The organism is Bradyrhizobium rifense (genome assembly GCF_008123425.1).
Lineage (GTDB): Bacteria > Pseudomonadota > Alphaproteobacteria > Rhizobiales > Xanthobacteraceae > Bradyrhizobium > Bradyrhizobium rifense.
The window spans coordinates 1-16,842 of the sequence record NZ_VSSS01000051.1; the positions used below are offsets into that span (position 1 = coordinate 1).

Genomic DNA, 16,842 nt, shown 5'->3' on the forward strand with positions numbered 1-16,842 from the left:
TCTTAATGGTTGCTACGGCACTGATGATTAGGCGACAGCACGCCTTCCAATAATCGCAAACCGCAGCTTGCTCGATATGAAATCGATCGCGGCGACCGCGACCAGGATCATCAGGATCAGGAACGACACCTTCTGCCATTCCAGCACGCGGATCTGCTCGGCCAGCTGAAGTCCGATGCCGCCGGCGCCGACGATGCCGATGATGGTGGCCGAGCGCGTGTTCGATTCGATGAAATAGAGCACCTGGCCCGCGATCACGGGCAGCACCTGCGGCAACAGGCCGAAGCGGATCTCGTGCAGTGCGCTGCCGCCGGAGGCCCGGATGCCCTCGACCTGCTTCTGGTCGGCGCCTTCGATCGCCTCCGAGAACAGTTTTCCGAAGGCGCCGAAATCCGACACCGCGATGGCGAGCACGCCGGCGAACGGGCCGAGCCCGACCACATTGATCCACACCAGCGCCCAGATCAGCGTGTCGACGCCGCGGATCGAATCAAGGAAGCGGCGAACCGGGAAACGCAGGATTTTTGACGGCACCACGTTGCGTGCGGCAAACAAGCTGACCGGAAGCGCGAACAGCGCGGCCAGCGTGGTCCCGAGCAGCGCGATCGAGAGCGTCTCGCCCATCGCCTTCAGATAGAGCGGCAGCGACGAACCGGGATCGGGCGGGATCATCATCATGCTGATCCAGCCGAGCTGGCTGAGGCCGTTGAAGAGCCGTGACGGCGAGAAATCGAGATCGACCAGGCCATAGATGAAAATGGCGAGCGCCGCGATGATCATCGCCGGCGTCGCAAGCCGCGCCGAGGCAGGCCGGTCGAACACGTCGGGATAGCGGGCGCGGATCTGCGCGGTGTCGACCTCTTGCGGCTTGCTCACGTCCGCGCCTCCTTGCCGAACAGCCGGCCGCGCACCCAGCCGGTCGTGATATCGATCAGGAACACCGTGATGATGATGGTGACGAGGATCGCGCTGACGTCGGAGTAGTAGAATTTGCGGATCGCGACGATGAGCTCCTGGCCGATGCCGCCGGCACCGACAAAGCCCATGACCGAGGCTTCGCGCACATTGATCTCGAAGCGCAGCAGCGCGTAGCTGGCGTAGCCCGCGGTAACTTGCGGCAGGATCGCAAAGCGCATGCAGGCGAGCCAGCTCGCACCGGTCGAGCGGATGCCTTCGACCGGCTTCATATCGGCGTTCTCGACGATCTCCGAGAACAGCTTTCCGAGCGCGCCGGTGGAGTGGATGGCAATTGCGAGCACGCCCGCCATCGGGCCGAGCCCGAAGGCGATGACGAAGATCAGCGCAAACACGATGCCTGGGACAGTGCGCGCAAATTCGAGCAAGCGCCGCACCACGAAGCGTAGCCAGGGCACGGGCGAGGTGTTCTCAGCCGCGAAGAAATTGAGCCCGAAGGCGAACACCGCTCCAATCAGCGTGCCGACATAACTGATCAGCAAGGTCTCGGCGAGCAGCTTCAGCCATTTATGCCAGCCCCAGAACCATTCGCCAAAATCGGTCCAGACCCGGTGGCCGTTGTCGAGCGTGAGGATGCGATCGAAATAGCTGACGAAGTTGCCGAAATAGGTGAAGAAGGTGCGCAGATTAACTTCGGCGCCGATCGAGGCCACGATCAGCGCGGCGATGAACAACCCGGCACCTGCCATCAGCCGCAGGCGCTTGCGAGCGATCGCCTTGCGGTAGGCGGCATTCAGCACGGCGAGCTGCTGTTCGGGGAGAATCGAAACGGCGAGCGTCATGTGTTCGGCGGTCCATCAAGAAAAAGAGCCGGGTCCATCGACCCGGCTCGAGTAGCATCGTCCCGACGAGGTCAGGACGCCTTCTTGCGTAAAGCATCGACGAACTTAATCAGGTCGATGGTCTTGTTGTAATCGTCATTGGCGATCGGCTCCCACGGCTTGTTCTTGCCGTCGGAGAGTTTCTTGAACGCCTCGGGATCCTTCTGGGCCGCATCCAGGAAGGCCTTTTTGATCGCAGCCTTCATGTCATCCGGCAGGTCGCTGAGATAGGCGTAGGGCGAATTGATGATGAGGTCGGACTTCACGATGATGCGGAAATCTTCCTTCTTCATCACGGTGCCGTCGGACGACTTCACCATGCCCTTGTTGAGCATGCGGGTCAGGTTCGAATCGTCATCGGCGTTCCACCAATTGGCGGCGACGTCGACGGTGCCCTGGGCCAGCGCCAGTACGGCGTTCTCGTGGCTGCCGGTGAAGAGCACCTTGGAGAAATAGGCGTCCGGATCGATCCCCAACGCGTTCAGCTTGAAACGGGGCATGTTGTTGCCGGAAGTAGAATTCGGATCAACAAGCCCGAGATTCTTGCCCTTGAGATCCTCGATCTTCTGGTACGGCGACTTCGCCAGCACGTAGAACACCGAGTAATAGCCCTTCGAGCCGTCGGCGTTGACGTCGATCACGAAAGCGTCGGTCTTGACGCCGGTCAGGCGGGCGCGCGCGAACGAGGCCGGACCGTAATAGCCGATGTGGATGTTGCCGGCGCGCTGACCTTCGATGACGGCCGCGTAGTCGTTGGCGACGCGCAGCGTCACCTTGATGCCGAGTTCCTTCGACAGATAGTTGATGAAGGGCCCGTAGCGCTCGGTGACGCCGGAGCCGTTCTCGGCCGGGATCACGGCGAAGGTGATTTCGGGATATTTCGTCTTCCAATCTTCGGCGGACGCGGATCCGGCGAAGGTCAGCGCGGCGGCGCCGGCAAGAATGAGTCTGCGAGTGATCATGATACCCTCTTCATCGGTTGGGGTCGGTTGAGGCAAAACTTGACTTCAGTCCGCCGCTCAGGCGGCGGCAGCGGTTCCGAGCGCCGGGACGCCTTCGGGTGCCGGCGCGGGCGTTCCGCCCATGACATCGTTGGCTTCGAGATCGTAGAGTTCACGCGCGACGAGATCGGTCAGCGCGGCCGGCGCGCCGTCGAACACCACGCGGCCCGCCGACATGCCGATCAGGCGGTCGCAATAGCTGCGCGCCAGATCGAGCGAATGCAGATTGCAGAGCACGGTGATGCCGAAATGCTTGTTGATGCGCAGCAGCGCATCCATGACGATCTTGGTGTTCCGCGGATCGAGCGAGGCGATCGGCTCGTCGGCGAGGATGATGTCGGGCTGCTGCACCAGCGCGCGGGCGATCGCGACGCGCTGCTGCTGGCCACCGGAGAGCTGGTCGGCGCGCTGGGCGGCCAGCGAGGCGATGTCGAACTGTTCGAGCGCCGACATCGCCAGCGCCTTGTCCTGCTCCGGCCAGGTCTGCGTCAGCGAGCGCCAGGCCGGCATCGTGGCAAGGCGCCCCATCAGCACATTGGTCAGCACATCGAGCCGGCCGACGAGGTTGAATTGCTGGAAGATCATCGCAGAGCGAGCGCGCCACTGCCGCAGCTCCTTGCCGCGCAGCGCGGTGACGTCGAGACCATCGAACAGGATACGGCCCTGCGTCGGGGTCGCGAGCCGATTGATCATGCGCAGCATGGTCGACTTGCCGGCGCCGGAGCGCCCGATCACACCGACGAAGCCGCCGGGAGCAATTTGAAACGAAGCGTCGTCCACCGCGGCTTTTGCGCCGAAGCGGCACGTCAGACCTTCAACCACCAGCATGCAGGGCTCCAGAGTAGCTGGCGTCCACCGCTAATCCCGGCGCTTGACACTTGTGTGACACGCGCCGTGCAGTGCGGCGATGCAACACACCTCATCCCCTGTCATTGTATCGTCATGACATTGTCATCGAGCCGCTCGAAGACGAGCGCCTACCCTCAAGCTTTCGGATGCAACATGGCCGGCAAAGTGCTTTCGGTCGAACCGACCATCGATCCTTCGGCGAAGCTTCACGAGACCCGGCTCGGTGCCTATACCGAGGTCGGCGCGCGCACGATCCTCCATGAGGTGGCGATGGGCGATTACTCCTACGTCGTCAACGACGCGCAGATCACCTACACGACGATCGGAAAGTTCTGCTCGATCGCGGCGATGACGCGGATCAATCCGGGCAATCATCCGATGCATCGCGCCACCCAGGCGCACTTCACCTATCGCTCCAGCGCCTACTTTCCGGGCGAGAGCGACGACACCGATTTCTTCGACTGGCGGCGCCAGCATCACGTCCGTATCGGCCATGACGTCTGGATCGGCCATGGCGCGGTCGTGCTGCCGGGCCGCAACATCGGCACCGGCGCGGTGATCGCGGCCGGCGCCATCGTCACCAAGGACGTGCCGGCCTATACCATCGTCGCCGGCAATCCGGCGCGCATCGTGCGGCGCCGGTTCTCGGAAGCGGTTGCCGGACGGCTGGCCAGGCTGGCATGGTGGGACTGGGATCACGACAAATTGCGTGAAGCGCTGCCCAATTTCCGCAGGCTCGCGATTGAAGATTTCCTGACAGCGTACGAAGCAGGGGCAAGTTCCTCTTCCAGCAAACGAAGCGCGGTCGCGTGACAGACATTTTCATAGAAGGTGGCCGGACCTTGATCGGCTCCGAGCTCGCCGAAACCTCCCTTGGCGTCTCCGGAACGGACATTGCTCAAATCGATGCGTCACGCGGCCGCGCGCGGCTGGCGATCGATGCGCGCAACCTGCTGGTGCTGCCCGGCATCGTCGATCTGCACGGCGATGCCTTCGAGCGGCAGATGATGCCGCGCGCCGGCGTCGATTTCCCGATCGATGTCGCACTGGCCGACACCGATCGCCAGGTCATTAGCAACGGCATCACCACGGTGTTCCACGCCACGACCTGGTCGTGGGAGCCGGGCCTGCGCAGCGGCGACAATGCACGGCGCCTGCTCGAGGCGATCGAACGGCAGCGTCCGCAATTTGCCGCCGACACTCGCTTCCACCTGCGGCACGAGACCTACAATCTCGATGCCGAAGACGAGATCGGCCGGTGGCTGGCCGAGGGTCGCGTCGACCTGTTCGCCTTCAACGACCACATGGATGGGGTCGTCGCCGACATCTCCAATCCGCGCAAGCGCAACCGCATGGTGGAGCGCACCGGCCTGTCGAGCGAGGAGTTCGACAAGCTCGTCGCGCATATTGTCTCGCGCGCCGCCGATGTTCCGGCTTCGATCACCCGGCTCGCTGCGGCGGCACGCGGCGCCGAGGTGCGGATGCTGTCGCATGACGATGCGACCCCGGCGATGCGCCGGGATTTTCGCAGCCTGGGCGTGGCGCTCGCCGAATTTCCGGTCAACGAGGAGACGGCGCGCGAAGCCGCAGATCATGGCGACGCCATCGTCTACGGCGCGCCGAACGTCGTGCGTGGCGGCAGCCACACCGGCTGGACCAAGGCCTCCGACATGATCGAGAAGGGGCTCTGCTCGGTGCTGGCATCCGACTACTACTATCCGGCGCCGCTGCTCGCTGCCTTCCGTCTTGCCGCAGACGGCGTGCTGCCGCTGACGGAGGCCTGGAAGCTGATCTCGTCGGCACCGGCGCAAGCCACAGGCCTGACCGATCGCGGCACGCTCGCCGCGGGGCAGCGCGCCGACATCCTGCTGGTCGACGACAGCGCGTCGCAGCGGCCGCGGCTGGTCGCGGTGATCGCCGCCGGCAAGCTCGTACATCTCACCGATGCGGCGCGGCTACTCGCTACTGCGGCGGCGCCGGCGCGCGAGACTGTCGTTGCGGCATAAATTGGCTATGCTCCGGCAATGACAGGTTTTCCCCGCTACGCGATCTATTTCGCCGCCGGCGCCGACAATGCGCTGTCCCGCTTCGGCGCCGAGTTGCTCGGCTATGATGCCTATACGAGCGACGAGCTTTCGTTTCCGCAAGGCACCCTGCATGCCGTGCCGGACTGGCGCGACATCACTTCAGATCCCCGCAAATACGGCTTTCACGGCACGCTGAAGGCGCCGATGACGCTGGTATCGGGCAAGACAGAGGCCGAGCTCAAGGCTGCCTGCGCGACATTTGCCGCGAAGGCGCGGCCGATGCCGGTGATCCAGCCGGTGGTCGATACCATCAGCGGCTTCATCGCCGTCATTCCGGCTGAGCCGGTCGACGCGCTCCTGCAACTGGCGGCCGACTGTGTCCGCGATTTCGATTCATTTCGTCGGCCCCTGACGGCGGAAGACCGCGCGCGGCGAAAACCCGAAAGGCTCAGCGCGCGCCAGCGCGAGTATCTCGACCGCTGGGGCTATCCCTACGTGATGGAAGAATTCCGCCTCCACATGACGCTGACGGGACGGCTGGACGCGGAGCGGCGCGGGCCGATTCTGGAGATGCTGCGGGCGAGGTTTGCGGAGCTTGGTCTCGATACACTCGAGATCGACCGCATTACGCTGTTCAAGCAGGACGATGCGAAGGCGCGCTTCCGCATCATCGGAGAGTGGGCTTTGGCGCGGTAGGCTTCAGCGCCAGCTCGCAAGATTGAAGGCGAGCGCCACGACGCCAACCAGAACGAGGCTGGTCGCCCAGATTGCATCCAGATTGAACCAGCTTCGCGAGACGAACCTCAATCCCAGATGGCGGTAGACCAGCCACGCCAGACATCCGCCGGCGCTGATCATGGCAGCAACGTGCACCAAAGACACCAGCACCGCCATCCCGAGACTTGCCTTCATCAGCACGCCGGCGGCCTCATGGCCGGCATCGAGTTCGAAGGCCTGGCAGAGCCCGAGATAGATCGGCACGAGCATCAGGGCGGCGCCGTGAGCAATGGCAACGGCAGATGACCAGAGCACCAATTGCGTTGGCGGAATTCGTGCCAGCGCGCGCGGATGGTGCCGCTCGATCAGCCGATAGGCGCCGAAGCCGATGACGAGAAGGCTGGCGCCGAGCTGGATCGAACGCTGCCACTCGGCCAGCACGAGCAGGAACGCGAATGGCAGCAACACGAGAAGTGTCGCCAGGAGATGTCCGGCCGCCAGGGCCCACAACGCACGGAAGAGCGCGCGCGGGGTCTTGTCCATGAGCCCGGCCGAAACGGCGAGCGGCCATCCCATTCCCGGATTGACCCCGTGATAGAGACCGCTCGCGACAAGAGCGAGCCACAGCCAGCCGAGCGCCGGACTCGCGTGCCCCCAATCTAGGCCGACGGGTAGCAAAAGGAATCCGTCGAACAATCGCCGCCCTCCAGCCTGATCTGGTGCGCACGATATCCGTCGGGGAAGCTGACGAAGTAGTCCTTGTCGAGCTCGAGGCCGCCGTTGCGACCGACATTGGCCATGACTTCCACACCGGGGACCCCGTCGGGATAGAACTGGTCATCCCAGGTGGAATAGAGCGAGTTGGTCCAGTACACGCGCCTGCCGTCGCGGCTGATCTCGACCATCTGCGGACCGGCCGCGAATGCCTTGCCGTTCGGGTGCGTGGTGCGGCGCACGATGCCGCCGATGTGAACCGAGCCCGCAAGCTTCGGCTTCCGTGGTTCACTCACGTCGTACTGGCGCATTTCACCCGTGCCCCAGCACGAGACATAGAGAAACCGGTCATCCATCGACAGGTCGATGTCGGTCACCAGCGGCGGCACGGCGCCAAAGCCCTGGAGCAGCGGCGGAAGCTTCTCCTTTGGCGCGGGCTCGGGCGGGATCGTCGCCGTCTTTTCCGCATGGAATTTTCCGCCTTCGCGCCACCAGGTCCAGATCGATGCTTCGAGATTCGTGGTGTCGACCACAACGCCTACGAAGCCGTATTCGCGAACCGGATCGTGCGCTGGCCGCACCTCCAGCGCCATCTGGTGATTGGCGCCAAGGTCGATGGTCTGCACGTTGCGACGGGCGCGGAGATCCCAGAAGTGGAGACGATGGCCATACTTGTTCGCCAGCAGATCCTCCGGGACGATCCCGTTCTCGAACTGCGGCGGCAACGCCCATTCGCTCGTCACCATGTAATCGCGCGGCAGGTTCCACCAGAAATCATAGTGCAGCGTCTGCGGACCGCGGTCGATCTCCCATCGTCCAAGGACCTCGAACGTCTCGCAATCCATGATGAAGACGCCTGGAGGCCCGTTGGTGCCGTCTTTGCCGCCGCCGCCCAGCGTGCTCACATAGACGCCGTCCGGCCCGCAATGGATGGTATGCGGCCGCGAGTAGCCGGTCTTTTTGAAGACTTCCTCGGGTTCGATGATCTTGTGGATTTTGGCTTTGGTCGGATCGGGCTTGGTATCGATGATATAGATCCGCGACGAGCGTATCCCGGGGATGATGAGATAGCGCCGCTCGATGAAGGCATGCCCGGCGAGCGGCGACAAGGCGGAGGAGCAGGCATTCCAGCCGAAGTGATGAAACTCATCGCCCTTGTTGGGCATCGTCACGGTGTGGACGATTTGGCTGTAGGTCGGCGATCCCGGCTTGACGTCGATGACCGCGAGTGCATCCGGTTTTGAGAAATCTGGACTGAGCAGCAACGTGTAGGCGAAGTTCTCCGCAGGTGCTTCCATCGCAAGCTTGGGCGATGCGTGGAAGGTGGGATCCGGCCTCATCGTCATGGCACTGCCTCCCTGTTTCGTCGGCTCGCGCCAACCTGGCTCGGGTAGGGGCATAATGAAGAGCTATTACGCGATGTCTTGAGATGCTCCGCGGACCTGGTTGGCCAGCGTACAATAGGCCATCGCCGGGCGGCCGGAAACCGCCCGAACCGCGCCAATTCGACGCCTTCAGCAGACGGAAGCCGGCGGGATCAGGCTAGGGCGCGCTGGTCCAGGACGACGACGGAGGCTACTTCCCCCACCGCAGTGCCAGCGCGTCACGCTCCTTGGCCAGTTCCAAGAGCCCTGCCCGCGTCGCCGGATGCAGCGGCTGCAGCGGATGGCGCACCGCGTCCGACTTGATCACACCGCCGGCCTGCATCATCGCCTTGCAGGCGATCAGGCCGCATTGGCGGTTCTCGTAGTTGATCAGCGGCAGCCAGCGTTCATAGGCGGCCTTCGCCTCCTCGCGCTTGCCGGCAAAATACGGATCGATGATCTGGCGAATGCCGTCGGGATAGCCGCCGCCGGTCATGGCGCCGGTCGCGCCTGCATCGAGATCGGCGAGCAGCGTGATCGCCTCCTCACCGTCCCAGGGACCCTCGATGTCCTTGCCGCCCGCCTCGATCAGGCTCCTGAGCTTTGATGCCGCGCCTGCGACCTCGATCTTGAAATAGCGGATGTTGCCGAAGTCGCGCGCCAGCCGCGCCAGCAGCTCGACCGACAATGGCGTGCCCGCCACCGGTGCATCCTGGATCATGATCGGGATGTTGATCGCGCCCGAGAGCACCTTGAAGAATTCGACGATGCCTTTCTCCGGCACGCGGAAGGTGGCGCCATGATAGGGCGGCATGACCATCACCATGGCGGCACCGGCTGCCTCCGCCTGCTGGCTGCGCGCCGCGCACACGGCCGAGCTGAAATGCGTGGTGGTGACGATCACGGGCACGCGGCCCGCGACATGCTCCAGCACGGCATGCATCACGGTCTCACGCTCGGCGTCGGTCAGCACGAACTGCTCGGAGAAATTGGCGAGAATGCAAATGCCGTGCGAACCGGCATCGATCATGAAATCGATGCAGCGACGCTGGCCGTCCAGGTCGAGCTCGCCGCGCTCGTCGAAGATGGTGGGTGCGACCGGGAACACGCCGCGATAGGGGCGCTGGGCCTTGTGTGGGGTGACCGGCATCGAAATTATCTCCCTGTATTCCCGTCGTTAGTTTTGATGCGCCAGCGAGCTGTTGGAGCATGGTACCGCTACCATTTACAGCGCGCTCGCACCCACGGCAATGCCGATCCACTTGCCGTTGGAACAGGGAATGGGAGCTTAAGCGGTCTTCACCGCACCAAGGAAGCCCTCGACCGCGACGCGGAGACGGTCGGCGTCGGCCGACATCTTGGTCACGGACTGGGTCAGCACCGAGCCGGCGTTGCCGGTCTCCTGGTTGAGCTTGGCGACGCTGCCGATGGTATCGGTGACCTCACGGGTGCCCTGCGCGGCATGCTGGAAGTTGCGCGAGATTTCGGTGGTGGCCGCGCGCTGCTGTTCGACGGCGGCGGCGATTGCGGTCATTTTCTCATCGATGCCGCTGATGGCACCGCCGATCGAGCGGATGGCGGCGACCGCCTGCCCGGTCGCACCCTGGATTTCCTCGACCTGGCGCGAGATTTCCTCGGTGGCGGTTGCGGTTTGCGCCGCGAGGCTCTTGACCTCGCCGGCAACCACCGCGAAGCCGCGGCCGGCTTCGCCGGCGCGGGCTGCCTCGATGGTGGCGTTCAAGGCGAGCAGATTGGTCTGGCCGGCGATGGCGTGGATCATCTTCACGACGTCGCTGATGCGGCCCGCGGTCTGGTCGAGGATCTCGACGGTGGCATTGGTCTGCTCCACCTGCGACACCGCTTCGCGCGCATCGCGTGCGCTGGACTGCACCTGCGCGGAGATTTCGCCGACAGACGCCGAGAGCTCCTCGGTCGCAGCCGCAATGCTTTCGAGATTGTTGGTGGCCTGCTCGGCGGCGGACGAGACCGCAGCCGTCTGGCTGCTCGATTCCGACACCAGCGTGCGCACATCGGTCGCGGTCGCATCGAGCTCCTTGGCCGACGCGGCGACGCTGTGGATCACAGCCTGCACAGTGTCGTCGAAACTGCGGCACGCGTCGTCCACGGTACCGGAACGGGCGAGCTGCAGCGCCTGCTGCGATTCGCGTTCCTGGCCCAGACGTTCCGCGGTCGCCGCGCTCTCGCGCAGGCTTTCGAGCGCGGCGGCCATGGTGCCGAACTCATCGGGATAACGCGATTGCGGGACGTGCGTCGCGTAGTCGCGAGCACTGATCCGGGCGATGGCGTCGAGAATGGCGCGTACCGGACGCATCAGGCGATTGCGCACGACGTAGACGCCGGCCAGAGTCACCGCGAGCGCGATCAGGAACGTGAGCGACTGCACCACGAGATTGGTGAGCGCCTTGGCTTGAACTGATTCAGCTCGCGCGATCGACTGGTCGAGCGCCTTGGTTGCGACTCCGACAATCAGCGGGAATGGCGACTGGCAAAGCGTATTCCACTCCGAAGCGGGCATCGCAGGCTTGCCGCTGCCGTCAAAGTTCTTGGTGAGATCGCCGATCTGCTTCAGGACGCCGTCGGTCTTGGCCTTCGCATCCGACGCTGCCGTGACCAGTTCCGCGCTCACATCAGGCGCTGCGAGCAACTCGCCCATGCCTGCCCAGCCGGAGGCGATGGTGCCGTCCCATTGCGCCAGCGATCGCTTCTGCCCATCGTCGAGCTGCTTGCTGCTGTTGACGTTCGAGCGCAGCATCGAACAATGGATTCCATAGCGGTCGCGCACCTGCCAGGCGAAGCGGCGGACCTGGATCATGCGGGCGATGTAGGGATCATTCATCCAGGCACGGTTCGACACCGCGGTGGAGGCGAGGTTCGCGGTATCGATCACCTTGGTGACGGCATCATACCAGGAATTGGTCCGCTCGATCTTGCGCTCGGCGCGCGGGCGCTTGGCCTCGTCATAAAACAGTTGGAATTGCGGCGCGGCTTCACCCCAGCGCTGCTTCAGTGTGCTCGCAAGCTCATCGCGCCGGGCGAAGTCGACGCTGGCCATCGCGGTGCTGACGCCTTCATAGCCGCCCTGCTCGGCCTTCTCCGCTTCGGCGAGTTTTGTCCGCGGATCGTCTTCGCCGAGGATCGCACTCTGGGCATCGCCGCGATTATTGCGCAGCGCGAGCACACCATGGAAGATCGCCTTGTCGGCGGCGGCGAGCCTCGCGGTTTCGAGACTATCGCTGTAGCGGCCGAAGGCCCCGAACATCTGGATCGCGGTAGAGGCCAATGCGCCGGCCGCCAGCAGGGCCATCAGGGTCAGGAGAAGCGAACTTACCGATTTCTTAAACATTGCCATGGGTCAGGGGCCTACTCTTCCAAGAGAGGCCACCTTGCATCGCGACATGCCAATGTTCCGTTAAGGTTTGAGTCAAATGCCGGGAGTTCCCGATTTGCCAGACCCTTAAGCAGGCCCCGGCGTCACGAAACCTTCGTGAAATCCGGCGGACGGCGCTCGGCAAAGGCGGTGAACGCCTCTCGCGCCTCCGCCGTGCGCAGGCGCTGCGCGAACTGCTCGCCTTCCGCCAGCATCTGCGCCACCAGCGCCTCGCCGTTACGCATCAGTTTCTTGGTCGCGGTGAGTGCACCGGCCGGCTGTCGGGCAAGACGCTGGGCGAGCGCCAGCGCCTCGGCGTCGAGCTTGTCGAGCGGCACCACGCGGTTGGCGAGGCCCCATTCCAGCGCGGCCTTGGCCGGCACGGTCTCGCCGAGCGCAAACATCTCATAGGCGCGGGCATAACCGATGCGCGCCGGCATCAGCAGGCTCGACGCGGCTTCCGGCACCAGCGCGAGGCTGACGAAAGGCGTCGACAATTGGGTGTTGTCGGCGAGCACGACGAGATCGCAATGCAAGAGCATCGTGGTGCCGATTCCGACGGCGCGGCCCTGCACCGCTGCGACCAGCGGGCGCGTGCTGCGCGCCAGCGACTGGATGAAACGGCCGACATTGCGGCTACCTTCGAACTTGCCTGAGGCGACGGCCGCAAACTCGCCGACATCATTGCCGGCGGTGAACATGTCGCCCTCGCCGCGGATCAGCAGCACGCGCACGGACGAATCGAATTCGGCGGCTTCGATGGTATCCGCAAGCTTGGCGTACATCGCATCCGTCAGCGCGTTCTTCTTGTCGGGGCGCGCCAGGGTGAGCGTGAGAATTCCGTTGTTGGTCTCAACTCGCACATGCTCGGTCATTCGTCTCTCCTCTTAGTCCTCTGGATCTCTTGTGGGGTCGCTTATGGGATTTCTTGGAAACTTGTCCTGAATGCTCGTCAGCCAGCGTGCGACGATATCGATCTCCGCGCTGGTGAATCCTTCCGTCAGCGCCGCATTGACCGCGGCCGCATCGGTCTTCGCCTGTGCCAGCACCGTGCGGCCCTTCGGCGTTAGCCACACGCGCCAGGCGCGGCCGTCCTCGCGATCGGCCCGCCGCTCGACCAGCCTCGCCGACGCCGTGCGGTCGACCAGACCGGAAATGCCGGCCGGCCCCATATCGAGCGCCGCACCCGCCTCGCCCATCAGGACGCCGTCCTGCTTGCCGAGGATGAACAGCAACCCCGCCTGCGCCGGCGTCACCTCGCTCGAGGGCTGCGCCGCCATCCAGCGCTGCAGGCGACGTTGCGCGACGCTGAGGAGGTAGATCAGCCGATGACGCTTCGCCTCGGGCGATTTATTTCGCATGCGAAACATATAAGCGCATGCCGGCTGATTGTCAAAACCTGCGGCCGCTAACTACGCGACGGCCCGCGACAGCCGTCGAGCAGAATTGCAGCGCATATTTGTGCCCTCCTCTCTATCTCTTCGCGCGAGGGCAGTGTCAGGCTTGCGTAGATCGCCGCACGCTGAGGCGCTGACACCATCATGGCAATCATCATTCCGGCGGCTTCGTCGACGTTATCGAGTGCAATGCGCTTCTTTTTGACCTGATCGCGGAGCCAGCCCGCGAGCGCCGCCGCGGTACGGGCGATGCCATCCCTGTAGAAATTCGCTGCAAGGTCGGGGAACGTGGCCGATTGCTGCAGCACCATGCGCTGCAGCGCCACGACCTCTGGATCGAGCGCAAGATCGGCACAAGCGATCAGCACCGCAGCCAGGCTTGTTTCGATGTCGGCCTGATTGTTGGCCTGCAGATTGACGTCGGAGAGCAATCGCTCGAGCCGGTCCGCGCACATCGCCTCGAACAGCGCCGCCTTGCCTGGAAAAAGCCGATAGAGAGTCTTGGTGGAGATACCGGCGCCGCGCGCCAGTTCCTCGGTGCTGGTCGCTGCGTAGCCATCGACGGCGAAGGCGTGCCGTGCCGACTCGATGACGATTCGCTTCGTCTCCTCGTCGCTGCGCACCGGCGGCCGTCCGCGCGGACGGCATTCTGATGACGGTTTTGCCTGAGCCATGTTTTTAGATGATGCCTGTCATTCTATTGACTATCCCAAAGCTAGTCCTATTTTGGAAATCGTCAAGTTTCCTAATTCAGGGAGCCGGCCATGACCGTGCACACCACCCCGTCCAAGACTGAACCCAATGTGGTTCCAACACCCGCGCCGGAAGGCGTCCTGCCCACCGCGCCGGGGCCCGCCCCGCGCCGAAAACTCAACCTTCGCAAGCTGTTGCTTGCCGGAGTGGCGATCGCGGCGCTCGCCGGCGCCGGCTGGTATGGCTACGATTACTGGACCGTCGGCCGCTTCCTCGTCTCCACCGATGACGCCTACGTGAAGGCCGACAACACCACCATCGCGCCGAAAGTCAGCGGCTATCTCGACCGGGTCGTGGTCGGCGATAACGAGCATGTGAAGGCCGGCCAGGTGCTGGCGCGGATCGACGACCGCGACTTCCGCGTCGCGCTCGATCAGGCCAAGGCCGATGTCGCCGCCGCGAAGGCGACGATCACAAGCAAGCAGGCGCAGCTCGATGTTCAGGACGCGGTGATCGCCGCGGCCAGGGCGACCGTCGATGTCGACACGGCCGCAAAGACCTTCGCGCAGCAGGAGAATAAGCGCTACACCGATCTCGCCGCGACTGGCTATGGCAGCGTGCAAAACGCGCAGCAGGCACAGTCGCGCAACGCCGGCGCCGACGCAGCGATCCAGCGCGACACCGCCAATCTCGCTTCCGCCCTCAAGCAGGTCGAGCTCCTGAAAGCCGAGATCGCGCAAGCCAACGCCGCCGCCGCCCGCGCCGCCGCACTTCAGCATCAGGCCGAGCTCAATCTCGGCTACACCACGATCGTCTCCCCGATCGACGGCGTCATCGGCAACCGCACGCTCCGCGTCGGCCAGTTCGTGCAGGCCGGCACGCAGCTGATGTCGATCGTGCCCGCCGAAGGCGCGTATGTGGTGGCCAATTTCAAGGAGACCCAGCTCACCAATGTCCGCGCCGGACAGCAGGTCGAGATCGAGGTCGACACGTTCCCGGGCCAGGTGGTGCACGGTCACGTCGATTCCATCGCGCCGGCCAGCGGCCAGGAGTTCGCCCTGCTGCCGCCTGATAACGCCACCGGCAATTTCACCAAGATCGTCCAGCGCATCCCCGTGAAGATCGCGCTGGATGCCGAAACGCAGCCTGCGATCGAGCTGCGGCCCGGCATGTCCGTGATCCCGACGATCGCAACCCGTTCAGCGCCGACCGCGCAAGCGGCAACGACGCCCCAAGCAACATCTAAAGCGAAGCTTGTTTCCGGAGGGTCGTGCCATGTCAAACAGCCTCTCAATCTCGACGCCCGCAACACCGGCCGCGACGCCTGAGCGCGCCGCAGCCGATCCCAATCGCGCCAGCGCCACGGTCTGGATCGCCGTCTTCGCGGCGATGATCGGCGCCTTCATGGCGATCCTGAACATCCAGATCACCAACGCTTCGCTGCTCAACATCGAGGGCGGCATCGGCACCGGTGTCGACAACGGATCCTGGATCTCGACGTCATACCTGATCGGCGAGATCATCGTGATCCCGCTGACAGACTATCTGTCGCGGGTGTTCTCGTTCCGCAACATCATGCTGAGCTTCGCGACGCTGTTTGCAGCGTTCTCGGTTGCCTGCGCCTTCACCCACGATCTGCCGTCGATGATCGCAATGCGCGGCTTCCAGGGCTTCTTCGGTGGCGTGCTGATCCCGATGGCCTTCACGCTGGTCTTCACCAAGCTGCCGAAGGTCCAGCAGCCGATTGGGCTCGCGATGTTCTCGCTCGCGGTGACCTTTGCGCCCGCGATCGGCCCGACCATCGGCGGCTATCTCACCGAGAATTACGGCTGGCAGACCATCTTCTTCGTCAACGTGGTGCCCACGGCGGTCATGGTGACCACGCTGTTCTTCACGCTGGAGCGCCAGCCGCTGAATCTGGCACTGTTGCGCGAAGGCGACTGGTTCGGCATCGCGACCATGGCAGTCGGCCTGGCATCGCTGCAGGCCGTGTTGGAAGAAGGCAACAAGGACGACTGGTTCGGCTCGCCCTTCATCGTGCGGCTTGCGATCATCTCTGCGATCAGCCTGTCGCTGTTCATCTATAATGAACTGGTGGTCGAGAAGCCGCTGCTGCGTCTGCGCCTGCTGACGCAGTGGAATTTCGGCATCGGCACGTTCGCCTCGATCTTCCTTGGTTTCGCGCTGTTTGGCTCGGTGTATCTTCTGCCCGCCTATCTTGGCCAGGTGCAGGGCTACAATGCCGAGCAGATCGGCAACGTGCTGGCCTGGACCGGCCTGCCGCAGCTCCTGCTGATTCCGCTGGTGCCGAAACTGATGCAGCGGTTCGATATTCGCTATATCGCGGCCGTCGGCCTGCTGCTGTTCGCCGCGAGCTCGTTCATGAACATCCAGATGTCGCTCGACTATTCGGGCGATCAGTTGCTGGTGCCTAACATCGTGCGCGCAATCGGCCAGGCGCTGACGCTGGCGCCAATCTCGGCGCTCAGCCTCGGCAGCGTCGCGCCGCAGGACGCGCCCGCCGCCTCCGGCATCTCCAACATGATGCGCAACCTCGGCGGCGCCATCGGTACCGCGGTGCTGGCGACCATCGTCACCAAGCGCGAGCAGTTCCACTCCAACATCATCGGCCACTCCGTCACGCTCGGCCGCGAGGAAGTCCGCACCCGCATCGCGCAACTGACCGATCACTTCATCGCCCACGGCGTGCCCGACCCCAACGCCGCGCGCGAGCAGGCCATCATCGCGCTCGGCAAGACAGTGAAGCGCCAGGCGCTGGTGATGGGCTTCTCCGACACGTTTGCGGTGATCGGCGTGGTGCTGGTCCTCGCCGCGATCGCGGTGCTGCTGACGCGCCGGGTGAAGGCGGCCGGCGGCGGCGGTGCCCACTAAGGGC

General features: G+C 64.1%; 16 protein-coding genes. 5 read left to right on the top strand and 11 right to left on the bottom strand.

Going from position 1 to position 16,842, the window contains the following annotated elements; translation table 11 throughout:
- Positions 1 to 27: 27 nt before the first annotated feature.
- The 4 genes from phnE (FXB40_RS30760) to phnC form a co-directional block, all read right to left on the bottom strand.
- Positions 28 to 876 (bottom strand): phosphonate ABC transporter, permease protein PhnE, encoded by an 849-nt coding sequence (phnE, locus tag FXB40_RS30760; protein WP_148775870.1) that lies wholly within the window; start codon positions 874 to 876, stop codon positions 28 to 30.
- Positions 873 to 1,757 (bottom strand): phosphonate ABC transporter, permease protein PhnE, encoded by an 885-nt coding sequence (gene phnE / locus FXB40_RS30765; RefSeq protein WP_148775871.1) that lies wholly within the window; start codon positions 1,755 to 1,757, stop codon positions 873 to 875. Before phnE (FXB40_RS30765) ends, phnE (FXB40_RS30760) begins: the two co-directional genes overlap by 4 nt.
- A gap of 71 nt (positions 1,758 to 1,828) precedes the next feature.
- Entirely contained in the window at positions 1,829 to 2,758 is a 930-nt protein-coding gene (gene phnD, locus FXB40_RS30770; RefSeq protein ID WP_148775872.1) for a phosphonate ABC transporter substrate-binding protein, read from the bottom strand.
- Between the two features lie 57 nt (positions 2,759 to 2,815).
- The gene (phnC, locus tag FXB40_RS30775; RefSeq protein ID WP_148775873.1) at positions 2,816 to 3,625 is read right to left on the bottom strand and encodes a phosphonate ABC transporter ATP-binding protein; all 810 of its coding nucleotides are present in this window, start codon (positions 3,623 to 3,625) and stop codon (positions 2,816 to 2,818) included.
- Between the two features lie 174 nt (positions 3,626 to 3,799).
- On the opposite strand from phnC, the gene FXB40_RS30780 reads away from it, so the two are divergent.
- From FXB40_RS30780 to FXB40_RS30790, 3 genes are read left to right on the top strand one after another with little or no spacing between them, the layout of a single operon-like run.
- Positions 3,800 to 4,459 carry an LbetaH domain-containing protein gene (locus tag FXB40_RS30780; protein ID WP_148775874.1) on the top strand — a complete coding sequence of 220 codons (660 nt, stop codon included), beginning with the start codon at positions 3,800 to 3,802 and terminating at the stop codon, positions 4,457 to 4,459.
- Positions 4,456 to 5,652: an alpha-D-ribose 1-methylphosphonate 5-triphosphate diphosphatase gene (locus FXB40_RS30785; RefSeq protein WP_148775875.1), complete on the top strand. Its 1,197-nt coding sequence runs from the start codon at positions 4,456 to 4,458 to the stop codon at positions 5,650 to 5,652. The genes FXB40_RS30780 and FXB40_RS30785 overlap by 4 nt, the downstream gene beginning before the upstream one ends.
- Before the next feature lie 18 nt (positions 5,653 to 5,670).
- The gene (locus tag FXB40_RS30790; protein WP_148775876.1) at positions 5,671 to 6,369 is read left to right on the top strand and encodes a DUF1045 domain-containing protein; all 699 of its coding nucleotides are present in this window, start codon (positions 5,671 to 5,673) and stop codon (positions 6,367 to 6,369) included.
- 3 nt (positions 6,370 to 6,372) lie between these two features.
- On the opposite strand, the gene FXB40_RS30795 is transcribed toward FXB40_RS30790, so the two are convergent.
- The 7 genes from FXB40_RS30795 to FXB40_RS30825 all read right to left on the bottom strand — a co-directional run bounded on the left by FXB40_RS30795 (position 6,373) and on the right by FXB40_RS30825 (position 13,876).
- The gene (locus FXB40_RS30795; protein ID WP_148776115.1) at positions 6,373 to 6,966 is read right to left on the bottom strand and encodes a hypothetical protein; all 594 of its coding nucleotides are present in this window, start codon (positions 6,964 to 6,966) and stop codon (positions 6,373 to 6,375) included.
- Positions 6,967 to 7,049: 83 nt separating this feature from the next.
- The gene (locus tag FXB40_RS30800) at positions 7,050 to 8,450 is read right to left on the bottom strand and encodes a selenium-binding protein SBP56-related protein (RefSeq protein WP_148775877.1); all 1,401 of its coding nucleotides are present in this window, start codon (positions 8,448 to 8,450) and stop codon (positions 7,050 to 7,052) included.
- A gap of 229 nt (positions 8,451 to 8,679) precedes the next feature.
- Positions 8,680 to 9,618: a dihydrodipicolinate synthase family protein gene (locus FXB40_RS30805; RefSeq protein ID WP_148775878.1), complete on the bottom strand. Its 939-nt coding sequence runs from the start codon at positions 9,616 to 9,618 to the stop codon at positions 8,680 to 8,682.
- A 138-nt stretch (positions 9,619 to 9,756) separates the two neighbouring features.
- A complete protein-coding gene (locus tag FXB40_RS30810; protein WP_148775879.1) occupies positions 9,757 to 11,838 on the bottom strand; it encodes a methyl-accepting chemotaxis protein in 2,082 nt (693 codons plus the stop codon).
- Between the two features lie 122 nt (positions 11,839 to 11,960).
- Positions 11,961 to 12,731, bottom strand: coding sequence for an enoyl-CoA hydratase (locus tag FXB40_RS30815; RefSeq protein ID WP_148775880.1), 771 nt, complete (start codon positions 12,729 to 12,731; stop codon positions 11,961 to 11,963).
- 12 nt (positions 12,732 to 12,743) lie between these two features.
- Positions 12,744 to 13,217, bottom strand: coding sequence for a MarR family winged helix-turn-helix transcriptional regulator (locus FXB40_RS30820; protein WP_148775881.1), 474 nt, complete (start codon positions 13,215 to 13,217; stop codon positions 12,744 to 12,746).
- 47 nt (positions 13,218 to 13,264) lie between these two features.
- Positions 13,265 to 13,876 (bottom strand): TetR/AcrR family transcriptional regulator, encoded by a 612-nt coding sequence (locus FXB40_RS30825; protein ID WP_246208051.1) that lies wholly within the window; start codon positions 13,874 to 13,876, stop codon positions 13,265 to 13,267.
- 141 nt (positions 13,877 to 14,017) lie between these two features.
- Between FXB40_RS30825 and FXB40_RS30830 the strand changes: the two genes are divergently transcribed.
- The gene (locus FXB40_RS30830) at positions 14,018 to 15,274 is read left to right on the top strand and encodes an HlyD family secretion protein (RefSeq protein WP_148775883.1); all 1,257 of its coding nucleotides are present in this window, start codon (positions 14,018 to 14,020) and stop codon (positions 15,272 to 15,274) included.
- Positions 15,222 to 16,838, top strand: a complete 1,617-nt coding sequence (locus FXB40_RS30835) for an MDR family MFS transporter (RefSeq protein WP_210352194.1) — start codon at positions 15,222 to 15,224, stop codon at positions 16,836 to 16,838. Before FXB40_RS30830 ends, FXB40_RS30835 begins: the two co-directional genes overlap by 53 nt.
- Positions 16,839 to 16,842: the final 4 nt, after the last annotated feature.